Source organism: Desulfurella amilsii (genome assembly GCF_002119425.1).
GTDB classification, from domain to species: domain Bacteria; phylum Campylobacterota_A; class Desulfurellia; order Desulfurellales; family Desulfurellaceae; genus Desulfurella; species Desulfurella amilsii.
The window spans coordinates 45,099-63,280 of the sequence record NZ_MDSU01000001.1 but is presented as its reverse complement, the minus strand read 5'-3'; the positions used below and the strand labels follow the sequence as shown (position 1 = coordinate 63,280).

At 33.6% G+C, this 18,182-nt stretch carries 18 protein-coding genes; 9 read left to right on the top strand and 9 right to left on the bottom strand.

What is annotated here, in order from left to right; genetic code table 11:
- From DESAMIL20_RS00320 to DESAMIL20_RS00285, 8 genes are all read right to left on the bottom strand, one after another.
- Complete coding sequence (locus tag DESAMIL20_RS00320) at nucleotides 1–1,647, bottom strand: ribonuclease J (protein ID WP_086032890.1); 1,647 nt, start codon at nucleotides 1,645–1,647, stop codon at nucleotides 1–3.
- Nucleotides 1,638–2,396 carry a 16S rRNA (adenine(1518)-N(6)/adenine(1519)-N(6))-dimethyltransferase RsmA gene (rsmA, locus tag DESAMIL20_RS00315; protein WP_086032889.1) on the bottom strand — a complete coding sequence of 253 codons (759 nt, stop codon included), beginning with the start codon at nucleotides 2,394–2,396 and terminating at the stop codon, nucleotides 1,638–1,640. Before rsmA ends, DESAMIL20_RS00320 begins: the two co-directional genes overlap by 10 nt.
- Nucleotides 2,375–3,376: a 4-hydroxythreonine-4-phosphate dehydrogenase PdxA gene (pdxA, locus tag DESAMIL20_RS00310; RefSeq protein WP_086032888.1), complete on the bottom strand. Its 1,002-nt coding sequence runs from the start codon at nucleotides 3,374–3,376 to the stop codon at nucleotides 2,375–2,377. Before pdxA ends, rsmA begins: the two co-directional genes overlap by 22 nt.
- A complete protein-coding gene (locus DESAMIL20_RS00305; RefSeq protein ID WP_086032887.1) occupies nucleotides 3,366–3,629 on the bottom strand; it encodes an RNA-binding S4 domain-containing protein in 264 nt (87 codons plus the stop codon). The genes pdxA and DESAMIL20_RS00305 overlap by 11 nt, the downstream gene beginning before the upstream one ends.
- On the bottom strand, nucleotides 3,619–4,479 hold the full coding sequence (locus DESAMIL20_RS00300; RefSeq protein ID WP_086032886.1) for a peptidyl-prolyl cis-trans isomerase: 861 nt from the start codon (nucleotides 4,477–4,479) through the stop codon (nucleotides 3,619–3,621). The genes DESAMIL20_RS00305 and DESAMIL20_RS00300 overlap by 11 nt, the downstream gene beginning before the upstream one ends.
- 27 nt (nucleotides 4,480–4,506) lie before the next feature.
- On the bottom strand, nucleotides 4,507–7,578 hold the full coding sequence (locus DESAMIL20_RS00295; RefSeq protein ID WP_086032885.1) for a helicase-related protein: 3,072 nt from the start codon (nucleotides 7,576–7,578) through the stop codon (nucleotides 4,507–4,509).
- A gap of 74 nt (nucleotides 7,579–7,652) precedes the next feature.
- Nucleotides 7,653–8,510, bottom strand: coding sequence for a complement resistance protein TraT (locus DESAMIL20_RS00290; protein WP_158090463.1), 858 nt, complete (start codon nucleotides 8,508–8,510; stop codon nucleotides 7,653–7,655).
- A 70-nt stretch (nucleotides 8,511–8,580) separates the two neighbouring features.
- Nucleotides 8,581–9,924 (bottom strand): GGDEF domain-containing protein, encoded by a 1,344-nt coding sequence (locus DESAMIL20_RS00285; protein WP_086032883.1) that lies wholly within the window; start codon nucleotides 9,922–9,924, stop codon nucleotides 8,581–8,583.
- A gap of 152 nt (nucleotides 9,925–10,076) precedes the next feature.
- Between DESAMIL20_RS00285 and DESAMIL20_RS00280 the strand changes: the two genes are divergently transcribed.
- The 9 genes from DESAMIL20_RS00280 to DESAMIL20_RS00240 are packed head-to-tail and all read left to right on the top strand — an operon-like array spanning nucleotide 10,077 to nucleotide 17,286.
- On the top strand, nucleotides 10,077–11,375 hold the full coding sequence (locus DESAMIL20_RS00280) for a DRTGG domain-containing protein (protein ID WP_086032882.1): 1,299 nt from the start codon (nucleotides 10,077–10,079) through the stop codon (nucleotides 11,373–11,375).
- A 13-nt stretch (nucleotides 11,376–11,388) separates the two neighbouring features.
- Nucleotides 11,389–13,458, top strand: a complete 2,070-nt coding sequence (locus DESAMIL20_RS00275; RefSeq protein ID WP_086032881.1) for a sodium-translocating pyrophosphatase — start codon at nucleotides 11,389–11,391, stop codon at nucleotides 13,456–13,458.
- 13 nt (nucleotides 13,459–13,471) lie between these two features.
- Nucleotides 13,472–13,714, top strand: coding sequence for a phosphoribosylformylglycinamidine synthase subunit PurS (gene purS / locus DESAMIL20_RS00270; RefSeq protein ID WP_086032880.1), 243 nt, complete (start codon nucleotides 13,472–13,474; stop codon nucleotides 13,712–13,714).
- Nucleotides 13,695–14,360, top strand: coding sequence for a phosphoribosylformylglycinamidine synthase I (gene purQ, locus DESAMIL20_RS00265; protein WP_086032879.1), 666 nt, complete (start codon nucleotides 13,695–13,697; stop codon nucleotides 14,358–14,360). Before purS ends, purQ begins: the two co-directional genes overlap by 20 nt.
- Before the next feature lie 2 nt (nucleotides 14,361–14,362).
- Nucleotides 14,363–15,664 carry a glutamate-1-semialdehyde 2,1-aminomutase gene (gene hemL, locus DESAMIL20_RS00260; protein ID WP_086032878.1) on the top strand — a complete coding sequence of 434 codons (1,302 nt, stop codon included), beginning with the start codon at nucleotides 14,363–14,365 and terminating at the stop codon, nucleotides 15,662–15,664.
- Nucleotides 15,661–15,915: an AtpZ/AtpI family protein gene (locus tag DESAMIL20_RS00255; RefSeq protein ID WP_086032877.1), complete on the top strand. Its 255-nt coding sequence runs from the start codon at nucleotides 15,661–15,663 to the stop codon at nucleotides 15,913–15,915. The genes hemL and DESAMIL20_RS00255 overlap by 4 nt, the downstream gene beginning before the upstream one ends.
- Nucleotides 15,893–16,243, top strand: a complete 351-nt coding sequence (locus DESAMIL20_RS00250; protein ID WP_086032876.1) for a hypothetical protein — start codon at nucleotides 15,893–15,895, stop codon at nucleotides 16,241–16,243. Before DESAMIL20_RS00255 ends, DESAMIL20_RS00250 begins: the two co-directional genes overlap by 23 nt.
- Complete coding sequence (atpB, locus tag DESAMIL20_RS00245; RefSeq protein ID WP_086032875.1) at nucleotides 16,243–16,917, top strand: F0F1 ATP synthase subunit A; 675 nt, start codon at nucleotides 16,243–16,245, stop codon at nucleotides 16,915–16,917. The genes DESAMIL20_RS00250 and atpB overlap by 1 nt, the downstream gene beginning before the upstream one ends.
- A 27-nt stretch (nucleotides 16,918–16,944) precedes the next feature.
- Nucleotides 16,945–17,286, top strand: coding sequence for an ATP synthase subunit c family protein (locus DESAMIL20_RS00240; protein WP_086032874.1), 342 nt, complete (start codon nucleotides 16,945–16,947; stop codon nucleotides 17,284–17,286).
- 77 nt (nucleotides 17,287–17,363) lie between these two features.
- Here the strand turns inward: DESAMIL20_RS00240 and DESAMIL20_RS00235 are convergent, their stop codons facing one another.
- Nucleotides 17,364–18,167, bottom strand: coding sequence for an HD domain-containing protein (locus DESAMIL20_RS00235; protein ID WP_086032873.1), 804 nt, complete (start codon nucleotides 18,165–18,167; stop codon nucleotides 17,364–17,366).
- Nucleotides 18,168–18,182: the final 15 nt, after the last annotated feature.

Sequence of the window (18,182 nt, the reverse complement as noted above, 5' to 3'; positions counted from 1 at the left end):
TCAAACCTCCATTACAATAGGTAAAACCATGGGGTTGCGCATGAGTTTTTTGTATAAAAATTTATTTAGTGCTTTTCTGATTTTTTTCTTTAATTCTAAAGAATCCATGTTAACATTCAAATCACATTGACTCACAAGATTTTTTACCATACTTGTAGCTTCGCTAATCAATTTTTTTGACCTTTCTTCGTAAGTTAGCCCCTTTGTGATAATATCCGGTCCACTTATCAATTCTCCACTGGAGCTGTCAAAAGCCAAAATCACTATGACAAAGCCATCTGTGGACAACTGCATTCGATCTCTTATAACTACATCTTCCACATCTCCAACACCTTTGCCGTCAACAAATACTCGTCCTGCAGACACCTTTTTTGTAGACTTAACATTATCGTTTAGCTCAAACACATCGCCGTTGTCAAGCATAAATATATTGTCTTTATTTATACCTACATCAATTGCTATGTCCCTGTGAGCTACACGCATCATATATTCGCCATGAATGGGTATAAAATATTTTGGTTTTGTGATTCCAAGAATGATTTTTAATTCATCTTTTGAAGCATGGCCTGACACATGTACTTCTGAGTTCTTATCATGGTAAATTTTTGCTCCTTCTTTTAATAGTGTGTTTATTATCCTATAAACGGCTTTTTCGTTACCAGGAATTGGCTTTGCTGATATGATAAATGTATCTGTAGGTTTGACTCTAATTTTCTGGTGCTCTTTGGATGCGATTCTTGATAGACCACTCATAGGTTCACCTTGAGAGCCTGTTGTAACAATAATTAATTTATCGTCGGGATAATCAGCCAATTGAGACTCTTCAATTATGCAAGCTTTGGGATCATTCAAAAAACCCAATTCTTTTGATATATTTGTGTTTCTCACCATGCTTTTCCCCATTATACAGACTTTTTTATTCGTCAAAGAAGCCACATCTATAATTTGCTGGACTCTGTGAATATTAGAAGCAAATGTTACAACTATAATCCTACCTTTTACTTCTTTGAATAAATTATAAAATGCCTCTCCAACTTTTTTCTCAGACTTTGTAAAACCTTCATTTAAGGCATTTGTGCTATCGCTTAAAAGCAATTTGACCCCTTTTTCACCATAATATGCAAGACGGGCTAAATCTATAGGTTTTCCATCTACAGGCGTCTGATCAATCTTAAAATCGCCAGTATGCAGAATTATACCTGCTGAAGTTTCAATTGCAAAACCCACACCACCAATTATCGAGTGTGTCATTAAGATAGGTTCAATTTTAAAATTACCCACTTTATAAATCTTTTTTGTTTCAATTTCTATTAACTGAGCATCTGTTATCTTAAACTCATCGAGTTTTTTTTGTAAGATACCCAATGTAAATTTTGTGCCATACACAGGAAGCTTAATCTTTTCAAGCAAATAAGGTATCGCTCCCAAATGGTCTTCGTGGGCATGAGTCAAAAACAAAGCTTTAAATTTACTTGCATTATCATACACATAGCTAAGATCCGGTATTACCATATCTACGCCCAGCATGTCTTCTTCTGGGAACATTAATCCAGCGTCAATTAAAATAGCATTTGTTTTGTCCTCAATTACTGTGCAGTTTAAGCCAATTTCGGATAATCCTCCAAGTGGTATAACATTTATACCCATTTTCTCTCCTTTAAGTATTTATAAAATTTATATATTTCTTGAATACCCACCTGCCTAGGTCTTGTATTCAAGATTAAATTCTCATTTAAGTATTGAACAGTAATATATCCCTTTAGATTGTTTCTGATAGTTTTGTTTGGTTGGGCAAAGAATTTTTTTAGAAAGTCAAAAAAATCACTTTCTGGCGGCTCATTAAATAAGCTAACCTCATAAGGCACAAGCTCAACAACGCTGGATATTACCTTTGGGGGTGGTTTAAATGCACTAGCTTGCACATCAAAAACTCTTCTAACTTTACAAAAAATCTGTACAAAAATACTAAACTTTGAATATTCTTTTGTTTTCGGTTGTGCAATTATAGTATCTGCTACTTCCTTTTGAACCATCAAAATCATCTTTTTAACAAAATTCTTTTGATTAATCATATTAACAATAATTTTCTTTGATACATTGTATGGCAAATTACCCATCACGCAGTAACTTTTATCAAGTCTGTATGTTGTGGCATCAGCCTCGATAATATTTAGTCTACCGCTATCCTTAAACTTTTCTTTTAAATACTCAACCATATCTTTATCAAACTCAACCGCATCTACACTAAAGCTTTTTTCTAATAAGCCTTCTGTCAGCGCCCCCCCGCCAGGTCCAATTTCTAAAACCAAACAAGGCTCATCAATTAAAGATACAATGCGCCAAATGACGCTTTTGTCGTGCAAAAAATGCTGACCTAGTGACTTTTTTGCCTGCATTCGATCATATTATAGGCTTGAAGTATCGCTTCTTGCATACTTTGGTAGCTTGCTTTAAACTTGCCAGCAATGTCAAATGCACTGCCATGGTCTGGAGATGTTCTAATGATAGGCAAACCCAGAGTAACATTTACGCTTTTATCAAAATAAAGCGCTTTCAATACACTCAATCCATGATCATGGTACATGCTAATAAACAAATCGTATATCTTTCTATTTTGAGGCAAAAATGTAGTGTCTGCGGCAATTGAGCCTACTACATCTATGCCCATTTTTTTTGCTTGTTCAACAGCAGGCATAATCTCTTTTTTCTCCTCATCTCCAAACATGCCATCTTCTGAGTTATGAGGGTTTAGTGAACTAACTAATATTTTTGGGTTTTTTATGCCAAATTTTTCAACTAAATCTTTGTGGCTAATTAAAATAGTATTAAACACACGCTCTTTTGTAATTAAATCACTTACATCCCTTAAACTCACATGCGTGGTAACAAGCGATACTCTAAATTTTCTATATCCAAGCATCATAACATAATTCTTTGTATTAGTTTTTTTGGCCAAAATTTCTGTATGACCTGGGTAATCGAATCCAGCTAAATTCATAGCCTTTTTGTTTATAGGTCCTGTTACATACGCATCAATTTTATTTTCAAGTGCCATATCTATGGCATAATTTATTGATTCAAATGATAGTTTGCCATATTCTTTATCTATTTGACCAACAACTATGTCTTTTGGGTTTAAACTTGTACAATTAAAAACATTGAGTGCATCATCATCTAAATTATTTAAATTTTCTATCACCTTAATCTTAAAGTTTAAATCAAACAATTTTTTGTAAAATTCAAATACATTGCTTGCGCCAAAAACAACTAACTTGAGGTTAGCTTTTTTCCCGTAAAGAAAGTATTTTATTATAATTTCTGGTGAAATACCTGCTGCATCTCCCATGCTTATGCCAACAATTGGTTTACTTTTCATAAAATTCCTCACTTAATACCTCATACAGCAAGCTAGATTGGGATTTGCTTAAAACCCTTTCTGGTACATCAAGCACTTTGTATGTAACTTTCTTTAAAGAAAAGTATATTGTGATGGTATCGTTTGTTTTTACATCACTTTGCGCTTTGGCCTTTTTATCATTTAAAAAAACAAAACCATCATCGCACATCTGTTTTGCAAGCGTACGTCTTTTAACAATACGCGATTGTTTTAAAAAAAGATCAATTCTCATTAAAAATGCTTATATCCATAGAGCTTTTAATACCATTTAGCCAGCTGGCAAATCTCTCTTGCAGTTTTTCCTCAAACAGCAAGTTTCTAATTTTATCTTTTACTTCATCAAAAGGCAAATTGACATCTTTTTTATCTAATACTTTAATGATAAAATAACCGTTACTTGATTCAATAATCGGACTAATCTGATCTACCTGCATCTTTTCTATAATACCTTGCAATTGTTTATTTATATCAGCTACATAAACTTTTTTAGGTTCACTTTTGTCTATTGAATATTTTTCTTTTACGCTATCAAAACTAGCTCCAAGCTGAAGCTGTTTCATAGCATCCTCAGTATCAGCTTTATTGCTCGTTTTAATAATGTCTAAAACAACAGTACTTTGATTAAACAAATTTGAATGATTGTTATAAAAGTTTTTAATTTCTTGCTCATCAATTTGAATTGTAGGGGCGAAAACCTTTTGCATAACTTTTAGTTTATATGCGTTGAATTTTGCAAATTCCTTATAATAATCATAGCTTAAGCCTTGCTGTTTAATTTTTTCTTCTAATTGGTCTTTTGTAAGCTTGTTATTTTTAGCAACATTTTCAATAAACTGATTAATATCTTCATCAGTAAGCGCAATGCCCTCTTTTTTTGCAATATCTTCAATTACATAATCATCTATAACATCATTGAGCAACTGCTTTTCATCTTTGGCATGATAAAATGGGGCAAGTTCCTTTAAATCATACGTTGTTATGGGCCTATCATTTACTGTTGCCATAATTTTATCTATTATTTCAGCTTTAGCTATGCTAACAAAAAAAATAGTAGCTACAATAAATACTAAAAATTTTTTCATACGTACTCCTTTTTATAGAATATCAATTTATACAATATTAATCAAGAAGTTTTTTAGCACATTTAAGTTATCTTTGTCAATATCTAAAAAAACTGCTGTCTCACCCAAAAATTTACCCTTTAATGTATTAACCTGTTTTATTAATTTATCTGTATCAATTTTTGCATCGATATAAAATTGCACCGAAACACCTTTTGGGCCAAACATTAAACTTTTTACAAAAGATTTTTTAGCATACAGTTTTATTATACTAATTTCAATGAGTTTTGAAACTAATTTTGGAAGTTTGCCATATTTATCTTCAATGTAGTTTTTTATGCTACTTAACTCTTCTTCATTTTTTGCTTTTGAAATAAGCGTGTAAACAGCTGTTTTTTCATTATCATCTATATACCAGGCGGGTATGTATAGATTATCGATAAATTTTATCTCGACATCGCGCTCGGTTTTCTCATTTGATATTTGCGATAATGCTTCCTGTGTTAACTCAACATATAAATCATACCCAAGAGCTTTTATGTTGCCGCTTTGATCTTTTCCCAAAATATTGCCTGCGCCTCTAATTTCTAAGTCTTTAAGGGCAATATTAAAACCCAAACCTCTTTGCATATATTGCCTTAGCGTGTCAAGCCGCGTTAAGGCTTGTTCGCTAAGTTGAGTATCGTAGAGCAAATATGCAAAAGCTTCTATATCAGAGCGCCCTACCCTACCTCTTAGCTGATATAAGTCGCTTAAGCCAAAATTTTGCGCCTGGGTTATAATAATCGTGTTTACATGCTTCAAATTCAAACCCGATTCAATAATAGATGTAGATATCAGAATAGGAAACTTGCCATTTGCAAAATCTGTAATAATTTTCTTTATCTCATTTTTTGGCAATTTTGAGTGAATAACATGCTTTTGGCAATCCGGCAACAACCGATCAAGGTGTTCTTTTATTTTATAGATTGTTTCAATTCTATTGTGAACAAAGAACACACTACCATCACGGAAAAGCTCCCTTTCTATCGCTTCTTTTATGACTTTATCCGTTTGTTTAAGTACGTATGTTTGTATGTGTTTTCTTGAAAGAGGGGCTGTCTTTATAACACTAATTCCCATAATCGAGTTAATTGCCATATTTAGCGTACGAGGAATAGGCGTTGCAGAAAGGTATAACATATCGATGGACTCGTATTTTTGTTTAAAATACTCTTTAATTTTTACACCAAAGTGTTGTTCTTCATCAACAATTACGAGGCTTAAATTTTTAAAATTTATATCTGCAAAATAAACAGAGTGCGTCGCAATTAATATATCAATCTGACCATCTTCAAGAGAACTTTTTATTTTTTCTTTTTCTGATTTTTTTGTAAAACTATTCAAAAGTGCTATTTTTACAGGAAAATTAGCAAATCGCTCACAAAAAGTATTGTAATGTTGCAAAGAAAGAATAGTAGTGGGCGCAATGACCACAGTTTGCCTTCCATTAAAGCAAGCTATAGCTGCAGCTCTCATTGCTACTTCTGTTTTGCCAAACGAAACATCGCCACAAATCAACCTCTCTATTGGCCGATAAGTGCACATATCGTTTTTTACATCCTCAATCGCCTGGAGCTGATCTTGGGTTTCCTCATACTCAAATTCCGCTTCAAATTCTTTAATCTCAAGCAAGTCTGTATTGTATGGCGTACGGGTAAGTATTTTTCTTTTAGCATAAATATTTACAAGTTCTGTAAGGATTTTCTTTATGGCTTTAGATGCATTTTCTTTTCTTGTATGCCATGATTTTGAGTTCAGTGAATCAATCTGGGCTGCTCCTTCGTACTCAAATAAACAGTCTGCGTTTGTCACAGGCACATATACTTTGTCTTGGTTTGCATACTCAATTTCAAAAAAATCCATCAAAGCACCCTCAACCTGCATGGTTTTAATACCTCTGTATATGCCGATACCATAATTTTTGTGAGCAATAAGCTTGTCTTTTTGAAACTGTACCATTTGTGCCTTGGGCTGTATTTCCTGGTCTTTTTGAACTGGTACGCCAAAAATTTCTTCAAAACTAACAAATGCGATATCCTTTAACTTAAAACCTCTTTTCAAATAGCCTCTGCTTAACAAAATACCTTTATCTCTATTTAGTGAAATATCAGAAACCTTTGACTCAAGAATGCTTTTTAGCTTTTCCACACGGTAATCGCTTGCACAAGCAATGACAACCTTCATTGATTTTGACAATCTTATAAGATAATCTAATTTTTGGTCTGGCTGTGAACTTGGAGCAAAAACACTTTCAAACTCATTGATAAACGATAAAGCATCCGTTGCTGCTTCATTTAATATACGCAAATCGTAAAGATTTTTATCTAAGCTGGCTTTTTTTAAAACAAATTCCAATGATCGCTCATCAAAATAGCAATGTTTTTTAAGTTTTTTAACTATTGCATAATCTAAAACATAACCCCTTATGCTTTCATCAATTAGCGAAAAACCAAACTCATCTTCATTATAATTATAGCAGTATTCTTTCGCATATGTAATATTAGCCCTATCAATTTTTTCGTGTGTAGTTTGATTTAGTGGGTAAAATGTTCTTATATCGTCAATCGTATCACCAAAAAAATCAAGTCTTAGAGGCTTATCATAGATAGGCACAAAACAATCTACAATGCTGCCACGCATAGAATATTGACCTAGCTCTTCAACATTTGTTGTAAATTCATAGTAAAATCTCGCTAAAAGCTCAATAAAAGCCTTTCTATCTATGCTTTTGTTTTTTTCAACCTCATGCAAAATAAAACTTTCTTCTTTAATTGTAGGCTGCATTAGTGCTTCGAGGCTTGCTATTAAAAAGTGATTTTTGTTTTGATTTTTAAGGTTAGATAGCGCATTTATGCGATTTTTAATCGTTTCTTTGGAAGGTGCAATAGAAGAGACTGCCCCAATACTATAGCCTTCAAAAAAACTTATCACGGCATTGATACTAAAATAATCTCTAAAAAAAATTAGCGATTCATATAAATTTTTAGCTTCAAAATTGTCTTTTAAGACTACCAAAACATCGTTTTGTAAAATTAAACGGTAAGCAAGGTAAGACAGCAATGAAAAGTCATAATACATGCACCATTTTTATCATTTTTACTGTTAATTTTCAATCTAATTAAAAAGGTTTAGAAGCTATTTAGCCTCTAAACCTAGAATATACCTGCAATCTCGTTTGAAATAAGATTTTCAATGTCAGGTGTAACTTTTTTTAAATCCATGTTAGTTTGCTTTGCTTCAACCGCAATTCTTGTTCGGGAAGCTTGATAATTTGACTCTTTTTCATACTGGCTTGAAATTTGTGTACCTTCTTTGTTTTCTTGAATTTGTGTAGTTGAATTAGTGCCGTATGTGCCTTGTGTGTAATTTGCGTTACTGTTATAGCTACCACTTGATTTATGCGTTATGGTTGCACCAGCAACAGGGCCTGATTCACCTTGAGAGTAATTTGAAGTTACAGTTTGTTTAATTGTGCCATTTACTCTCTCTGATACTTGAACATCAACTACACCCAAATAGGTATCAACATGAATAGCACTGCCCACTGCTGCGCCAAGTAAAGAACCCACTGCAGCACCACCTAATGCAGCAGCACCTTTCCCATAGCCTTGTCCAATTGCAACACCAGCCAAAGCGCCACCAAAACCTCCAGCAAGTGCTCCATCAAATGTGGCAAATTGGGTTTGTTTGCCCATATACAATACATTAGCTTGAAGCCAATAGTGGGCTTGTTGCGGGTCTTCAACAATGCGGTAGCCATTTGTCTGTAATTTTTGTATAACCATAGCTTTCAAATCTGGCATTGGCACCTGTGATGTATTGCGAACCTGCACATATATTGTTTTTTGAGCTGGACTAACTGGGTTTAAGAAAATAGTATTGCTCATTTTGGCTTGAGTTTGTAGTTTCGTATTCTCAATCCCACTCATAACGGTAGCGCAAGATGATAAATAAAAAACTAATCCCAATGCAAAAAACACACTAAAAAAGTGTTTATAGAAACGTTTCACAACAACCTCCATACATAAAAAATTTCCATTTTAAAAAAACGAAAACTTTGTTAAATATTCAACAAAAAAATCATTTCGCACACACTCTATTGCGTCCGGCGCCTTTAGCATTATACAAAGCCTCATCCGATTCTTTGATAAGGCTTTCGAGCTTTACCTCATCGCTTGGCTGGCTTTTTGAAATACCAACCGAAATTGTAACTTTGATTTCTAAATCACTAAATAAAAAAATTTGTTTTTCTATAGCATTTCTTATACTTTGTGCCTTTTCTAAAACATTTTCAAATTTGCATATTAGTCCTGCTACAAATTCATCTCCGCCATAGCGCAATAAAACATCCTCTATTCTTAATAAACTCTTTATGATTTTTGCTACTTGTTCTAATATATAATCGCCCGTTTGGTGGCCAAACGCATCATTAATGTCTTTAAAATGGTCTATATCAAACATCATAACATAAAATGGGCTACTAAAGCGTTTTGCCCTTGAATAATCTTCTGAGAGCCTAAGCATGCCAAATCTTCTGTTATAAATACCAGTAAGCTCATCAATAGCAGCGATCCCTTGCATATGCTCATACGCAAGGGATCGCTCTAAAGCCAAAGAATATTGATACATCAATCGTTTAAAAAAGTTTATATCATCTGGTTTTAAGTATATATCAAAATAAAATACAACTAAATAACTTTCACTTTTTTTTGTTTCTATTGGTATAAATATAACCTCTTTGGGTTTAATAGATACCACTGCAATGCTGACCTCAATACTTGGGTTTTGAAAGCGTACCAATTGACCTTTTTCCAATATGTTTTTGATTGACTCTTTTTTATTCTCAGAAAGATCTTGCCTTGCTAAATAACTATACACTATGCCTACATTGCCCGTTTTATCCAAGTTAAAAATTTCAATACCAAGGCAATTGAAGTTATCAGTAATAAATTTAGCAAAAGTATTATTAAGTTCTTTTATTTCTAAAGACTCACTAAGATTTAAATAAAACTCATCACTTTTTTGATACTGCCAGAAAAATTGTCTAATGATACTAATGAACAAATTATATTTAATGCCTAACTCATAAACATCCTTATTGCTTTCAACAAAACAATCTGTACATGTCTCTACATACTTGATTTTACCTTCTATGTAATTTTGTATATTTGTTGAAATTGTATTGATCTTGTCTTTTAGGTTTCCTAATCTTTTTATAATTGTGATTTTTATTATTAGGAAACCAATGAAGCCAACAATTATGCCAGCTATTATGCATACAACAAAAAAAGCAGTCGTATAAACTTTTGTTTTTGGCAGCGCCAATACTACATCACTAAAAAAAGGAAATAAAACACCAATTAATACCCCAAAACCAAGCATTAATAGTGCTGATTGCAAAATCACATTATCTTTTAAGCGCATTAAACCACCACATTCCTGTAAGTTGGAAAAATTAAATCACAATTGAGTAATAATTTCAAGGGAAATTTCCAAAAAAAATAATGTTCTAATAATTTACAAATTCTTTCATTTATGGTAATATCGGCTTTGAGTTATAAAAAAGGAGAAAGCTTATGAGAAGTGCAAAACATATTTTTGTAATAGGAAGAAAAAATCCTGATTTAGATAGTATAGCTTCATGTATTGGGTACGCTTACTTAAAAAATAAAATTTCAAATGAAAATGAATACATTGCCTGCGCAAGTGGAAGCATTAACGTAGAAACGCAAAAAGTTTTAAGCTATTTAAATATATCTTTACCAAATTTCATCACAAATCTAAATCTAAAGGTTTGCGATATTATGACACAAGGTATTATTACTGTAGAAAAAAACGCACCTATAACCGATGTTTTTAAATTAATGCTAAAAAAGGATTTAAGAATCGTACCTATAGTAGACGAAGAAAATAAATTTTGCGGATCTATAGACATGCTAGATATTGCAAGAAAAAGTATATCTACTATAATACCAGACATATTTAGAAAAATAAAAACTAAAATTAGTTTAATTTCAAAGTCATTAGATGGCAAAATTTTAAATGACCCCTTTAGTGATGAAGAATTTTTAGCAAATGTAATTTTGGGTACAATGGATGCCAATAGTTTTCTAGAAGAAATACAAAACTTTGATCCTCGCAATGTCATATTAATCGTAGCAAATAGGCATGATATACAAAAGAAGGCTGTTGAAATTGGCATTAAATGTTTAATTATTTCAAACAATGCAAAACCATCAAAAGAAATTATAGATTTAGCAAAGAAAAATCAGGTTGCAATTATTTTATCTTTGTACGGTTCATTTGCAACAGCTGGGCTTGTAGAGTGGAGTGCATCCATTTTTACTATAGCGGATAAAAATCCTTCTGTTGTTCAAGAAGGAGAATTCGTAAAAGATATTACAGAAAAAGTCTATAGCTCAAAAAGTCGTGCTGTTATAGTCCTAAACCCACTTGGCAATATACTTGGTATTATTACAAGGACTGATATTATAAAATATTCAAAAAGAACGGTAATATTAATAGATCATTCTGATTCTATTAATGCACCAGAGGGTACTTTTGATTCTGAAGTATTAGAAATAATAGATCATCATAGACTTGGAGATATAAAAACTTCAAGTCTAACACGATATAGAATAGAACCCTTTGGTGCAACGGCTGCAATAATAGCGGATGAATTGTTAACGCATAATGTTACTCCGGATAAAAAAATAGCTTTGCTGCTTGCAAGCGGTATCATTGTAAATACGCTTTTTTTACAACCAGACAAAACATGCAGTTATGATATAAAAATGCTTGAGTGGTTGTGTAGTGTTGCAAATATTGATTATCAAACTTTTGCTTTGCAAATAAAAAATATCATTAATAGTTAGAGGAGGTTTTTGGATGGATGTAGCAAAAGCTATTTTGCTAATTGCTTTTGGTAGTTCTTTGGTTTCGATTATTTACGCTGTTATTAGCGCCTATTTAGTTATGTCAAAAGAAGAAGGGACGCAGCGCATGAAAGATATAGCAAAAGCTATACAAGAAGGTGCCTACGCTTTTCTAGCAAGAGAGTATAGATACATAGCAATAGTTGCGATTGTAATTTTTGCTATTTTGTGGGCATTAGGATCTGTGTCAAGTCATTTTGGCCTACTTACTGCTATGGGGTATTTGCTTGGCGCATTTTTATCAGGCCTTGCCGGGTTTATTGGCATGGTAGTTTCTGTAAAAAGCAATGTAAGAACAGCAAATATTGCTAAAGAAGGTTTAAAAAAAGCTTTAAGATTATCATTTACAGGGGCTTCTGTAACGGGTTTTTTGGTTACGGGTTTTGGGCTTTTGGCAATCGCTGGTTTTTACTATATATCAGTTTATTTATTAGGAAATTCGGTTGATCATACCATAAAGGCCTTAATTGGCTTAGCTTTTGGTACAAGTTTAATTAGTGTTTTTGCAAGGCTTGGCGGTGGTATTTACACAAAAGCAGCCGATGTTGGCGCAGACCTTGTAGGTAAAGTTGAAGCTGGAATACCAGAGGATGACCCAAGAAACCCAGCCGTTATAGCAGATAATGTGGGTGACAACGTAGGTGATTGCGCAGGTATGGCAGCAGACGTTTTTGAAACATTTACAGTTACTACAGTAGCTGCTATGATTTTGGGGCATTCTTTGTTTGATCCAAAGAATCTAATGGGTATTGCTGGCATGCTTCCACTGCTTATCGTGTCAATTGCATCAGTTGCTGGTATAATTGGTACTTTCTTTGTTAATGTAGGAAAATCTGGTAATATCATGGGGGCGTTTTACAAAGGTCTAGTGGCAACAGCCATTATTTCACTTATTGCAATATGGTTTGCAATGAATAGTTTTATACCACAAACAATTGGACAATATCCAACAATAAATATTTTTATTACAAGCGTGCTTGGTATGATACTTACTGGGCTTATTATGGTAATTACAGAATATTATACATCCTACAGTTTTAAGCCAGTAAAATCAATAGCAAAATCCTCCGTTACAGGCCATGCAACTAATATTATTCAGGGTATGTCTGTAATGTATAAAGCGCCAGCACTGCCAGCTATTGTAATTGCACTTACAACATACTTTGCATTTCAATTAGCCGGTTTGTATGGCATAGGTATTGCTGCTGCTTCAATGTTGTCTTTAACTGGTATCATAATATCCATAGACTCATATGGACCAATCACCGATAACGCTGGTGGTATAGCCGAAATGGCTGAACTAGATGAATCGGTAAGAAAAGTTACAGATCCACTAGATGCTGTGGGCAACACCACAAAGGCTGTGACAAAAGGCTTTGCAATAGGTTCTGCTGCACTTGCTGCATTGGTTTTATTTGCTGAGTATACAAGGGTTTTAAGTTCATCAAATATAGGTGGACATTTAACAAGTTTTGATTTAAGTAATCCATACGTTATAGTAGGCTTATTGCTTGGTGGTCTGCTACCATTTTATTTTGGCGCTATGTCAATGGAAGCAGTTGGACAAACGGGTGGCTTAATGGTGGAAGAAGTTAGAAGGCAATTTAGGGAAATCAAAGGTATATTAGAAGGAAAAGCAAAGCCCGATTATGCAGCTTGCGTTGATATCGTAACAAAAGCATCAATTAAAAAAATGGTAGCTCCAGGACTCATACCTTTACTTGCGCCAATAATTGTTTATTTCTTGTTTGGACCTGTTACACTGGGTGCGATGTCTATTGGCTCTATTGTTACAGGCTTCTTTTTGGCTGTATCAATGACAAGCGGTGGTGGGGCATGGGATAATGCTAAAAAATATATAGAAGATGGCAATCTTGGTGGCAAAGGTAGCGAGGCACACAAGGCCGCTGTAACTGGCGACACAGTCGGAGACCCGCTAAAAGATACGGCAGGACCTGCTATTAACCCTATGATAAAAATTATTAACATAGTAGCAATACTAATAGTATTAATTTTTGCGTAAAACGAGTAAAAAAATGAAAGCAACAATTATCGTAAAACCTAAAAAAGGCGTTTCAGATCCACAGGGCAACGCTATAAAAAAAGTTGCAAACAACTATTTTGGCGTAGAATTTAGTGAAATTAAATCAGGAAAGTATTTTGAAATAGAAATTGAACATGAAAATGTGAAAGATATCATTGAACAGCTTGCATCTAAAATACTTTCAAACGAAATAATAGAGGATTATGAGATAATTTATGAAAGTAGGGATAGTTAGATTTTTGGGCACAAACTGCGATTATGATTGCGATTTTGCAGCACAATACATGGGTGCTAAAACAAAATTTATTTGGCATGAAGAAACAAATCTAAAAGAGTTCGATTGTATTATTCTACCGGGTGGTTTTTCTTACGGGGATTATTTAAGGGCAGGCGCACTGGCAAAGTTTACAAAACTTGCTAGAGCGCTCCTTGATTTTGATAAATATGGCGGATATATATTAGGTATCTGCAATGGTTTTCAAGTGTTAACCGAAATCCACTTACTCGATGGGGCGCTTATTACAAATACAAATTTGCGATTTATACACAGACAAGTTTATATAAAATTGCTAACGTCTATATGTAAATTAACACAAAACATTGAAAAAGAAGTTTTACAAATGCCCATTGCACATAAAGAAGGCAATTTTTACTGCGATGGGTCAACATTAAAAAAACTAAACGACGAAAATAGAATTGTTTTTAAATATTGCGATAATAGTGGGAATATAAACACACATGCGAACCCAAATGGTAGTATTGAAAGTATCGCGGGTATTTGCAACAAAAAAGGTAATATATTAGGCTTAATGCCGCACCCAGAAAGAAAAGTGAGTTTTTTGGGTGAAGACGGTGAATATTTCTTTAGTTTTTTGAGGTAAAAATGTTTGACGAAAGCAAGAAATTATTCGAAGAGGCAAAAAAATACATTGTAGGTGGTGTTAATAGCCCCGTTAGGGCATTTAAAAGCGTTGGTATTGACCCAATTTTCATCAAAAACGCAAAAGGCGCATACCTATACAGTGAAGATGATAGACAATTTATCGATTATGTTTCGAGTTTTGGACCAAATATACTTGGGCATGCAAACAACACTATCGTAAATAAAGTAAAAGCAGCCTTAGAAAATGGCTTTACATACGGCGCTTGCACAAAAGCAGAAGTTGATCTTGCAAAAAGGATAGTAGAGACTTTTGACTCAGTAGAGCTAACGCGCTTTGTTAATTCAGGCACAGAAGCTGTAATGAGTGCTATTAGGCTTGCCAGAGGGTTTACGCAAAGGGAAAACTGTCTTAAATTTAAAGGCTGTTACCATGGACACTATGATGGAATGCTTGTAGGTGCTGGCTCTGGTGCTGCCACATTTGGCGTGCCAACAAGCAAGGGTGTTATAGAAGATATTGCAAAACACACGTTGATTTGCGAGTACAACGACTTTGACGCTGTTAAGAAAATCTTTCAAGACTACGGACACACCATAGCGTGCGTAATAGTTGAGCCAATTGCTGCAAATATGGGTGTAGTATTACCAAAACCTGGTTTTTTGCAATTTTTGCGAGATATTACATATCAGTATAATAGCTTGCTTATTTTTGATGAGGTTATAACAGGCTTTCGCGCGTGTTATGGTGGTATACAAACGTTAGAAAATATAAAACCCGACTTGACAATATTAGGCAAAATAATCGGCGGAGGATTTCCCCTTGCTATGTATGGAGGCAATAGAGACATCATGAGTCTTGTCAGTCCAGAAGGGCCAGTATATCAAGCTGGCACACTATCAGGAAACCCCATTGCAGTGCAAGCAGGTATTGCGACGCTTGACATGCTAAAAAATACAAATCCATACAATCAATTGAAATTAAACACACAAATTTTGGTTTCAAGAACAATGGGTCTTGCAAATACATACGATATACCATTGAGCGAAAATTCTTTTGGATCATGTTTTACATTTTTCTTTACAGAAAATAAGCCCACAAATTATCCCGAAGTATTAAAATCAAATGAACGACTATTCAAAAATTTCTTTTTAGGTATGATTAAGCGCGGTATATATTTTGCCCCTTCTCAATTTGAAGCAAACTTTTTATCAACGGCACACACAAAAAAAGATATTGAAATAACAATTAATGCTGCAGAAGAAATATTTAAAGAACTTAAAGACGCAAAATTCATAGTATGAAAAAAAACAACAAAGACTTGTATAAAAATCTATACGATGCCTCAACAATTGGAATGAGCTTTGTATTTTCTATACTTATAGGCGGTCTTATTGGTTATTTTCTTGATAAGAGATTCCCATCAACACATCCCTGGCTTTTGCTTGCCTTTTTATTTCTTGGTATTGCGGCAGCATTTAGAAACTTATACATAGGAACAAAAAAAATAAATAAAGACGAAATGAATAAAAATGAATCAGATAAAAAAACTTGAAATTATTTTAGTTATATTGTATCTTATAGCGTCTTTAGTTGCATTTTTTGTAATTAATTTTTTATTTGTTGGTGTTTTGGTGGGTGGAGCGTTAGCGGTTATAGATTGGTTTATACTAAAAAGGATGTCATTTGGGTGGGTCAAAAAGGGAAAGTTTTCTTTCTTTGGAAATATAGCTAGACTCATCGCTATTGCCGTTTTGATTATTTTAAGTTATAAATTGCTTTTGTATAGCTTTGTAGGTTTAGTAATAGGCTTTTCAATTATGCCTGTTGCAGTTTTCGTTTACTTTGTTTTATACGGAAAAAAGTTAGATAGGGAGGGTTAATGGAAGCACCTAATTTTTTGGAGTTTGTAGCAAACATGCTTCATGTGCCAAACTTTATGGTTTTTACATGGTTTATTATGCTTGTTATTATCGTTTTAGCTATAAGTGTACGTTTAACATTAAAGTTTATGCCTTCTAGTTTCCAAAATGTGGTAGAAGCATTTATATTTGGTATGTATAATTTTGTCGAAGATATACTTGGCCCAAAAGAAACAAAAAAACATTTCAAGCTTATAGCGTCGCTTGGTATATTTATATTTTTCTCAAACATAGTAGAGCTTGTGCCTTGGTTTGTCCCGCCGACTTCTAGTTGGAATACAACAATTGCTTTGGCTTTTTTGGTGTTTGTTTATTACCAGTACCTAGGTATAAAACACAATGGTTTAAAATACATAAAGCACTTTATGGGGCCTGTATGGTGGCTTACACCATTAATGATACCTGTTGAAATAATTGGTCATTTTGCAAGAATCTTATCACTATCTGTGAGGCTTTTTGGGAATATAGGTGGCGATGACTTACTTTTGGCCGTATTGTTCTTTTTGGTCCCCGCGCTTGTGCCAATTCCAGTTATGTTTTTAATATTATTTGCTGCTGTGTTGCAATCATTTATCTTTCCCTTACTTACGACACTCTATATTGCAGATGCTGTTGCAACACACCATGAAGGGTAAACAATTTTTTTATTGTGAGGAGGTTTTATGAAGGGTAAGGTTTTATTCTTAACAGCACTTTTACTACTTGCTGCTGTACCAGCATTTGCAGCAGGAGCTCCACAAGCTGCAAGCTCACTTAAAGAATACTATATGCTAGTAGCTATGGGTGGCGCTATAGGTTTAGGTTTAGCTGCAGGCGGTGGCGGTATTGGCCAAGGCCATGCAGTTAACGGTACAGTATTAGGTACAGCCAGAAACCCAAGTCTTTCTGGTAAGTTACTTACCGTTATGATGATTGGTCTTGCTATGATTGAATCACTTGTTATCTACATGCTTGTTATTGTGCTGATTATTTTCTATGCAAATCCGTTCCATATTGTATTTTAAGAAATTATCCAAAAGAAGGGTTTTTTGCCCTTCTTTTTTAAGAAAGTGTCTTTTTTAAAGTTAATTCTTCGTAGCTACTAATCCATTGTTTTTAGCTTTTGAACAATAAAGTCCCTAACTTTTTGATATATGAGTTGCGTATCTTTATTCTTTGGTAGCACATTGTAAATCTTTTCCAAGTAAAATTCTTTTTTTATTCTTTCAAATGTGTAAATAAAATTGATATCATATACCCAGCTTAGGTGCAATATTTTTAAGTCGGTTATCGTTTTTAAATCTTCGTATTTAACGCACTGTCCATTTAATATATTTTTGTAGACATTCTCAGATATGTCGACAGACGCTAATAATTCAAGATTTACTGCATCGTTGGGCTTTTCTGAAATGTAATTTTGCGTAATAATCCTATATATATCAATTTTATCGGCGTCTCTAACAACTTTTGATAAAAAAATAAGCTTATGATCGTTAAGTTTCGGTAAATATGCTTTATTATGATTTTCTATTGCTTCTATAATTATATTTTTTGTGTAATCATTAACATTTTTCAATAAATCATTTTCCATCATGATTTTTATAGAAAGTTCTGCATGATTTTTTGATACTGCATCATTAAATGTATTGTATTTTACATACTGCTCAAACCTGCCAACATCATGGAAAAGCGCAATTATATATGAGCTAAGACTGCAATTTTGATTTTTTCTGTAACGCTGCATAATTTTCAGTGATTCTTTACAAACATTATGCGTATGTATACGCTTTAACCCAAGGCTTTGTCTTTTGCTAAAATTATCTTTTATAATATTATCCGCATAATTATCAAACCAAAGCTTTAATTTTATAACGTGCCCTACACTTAAGTCTTCTAACTCTCTCATGCTACATGCATTATA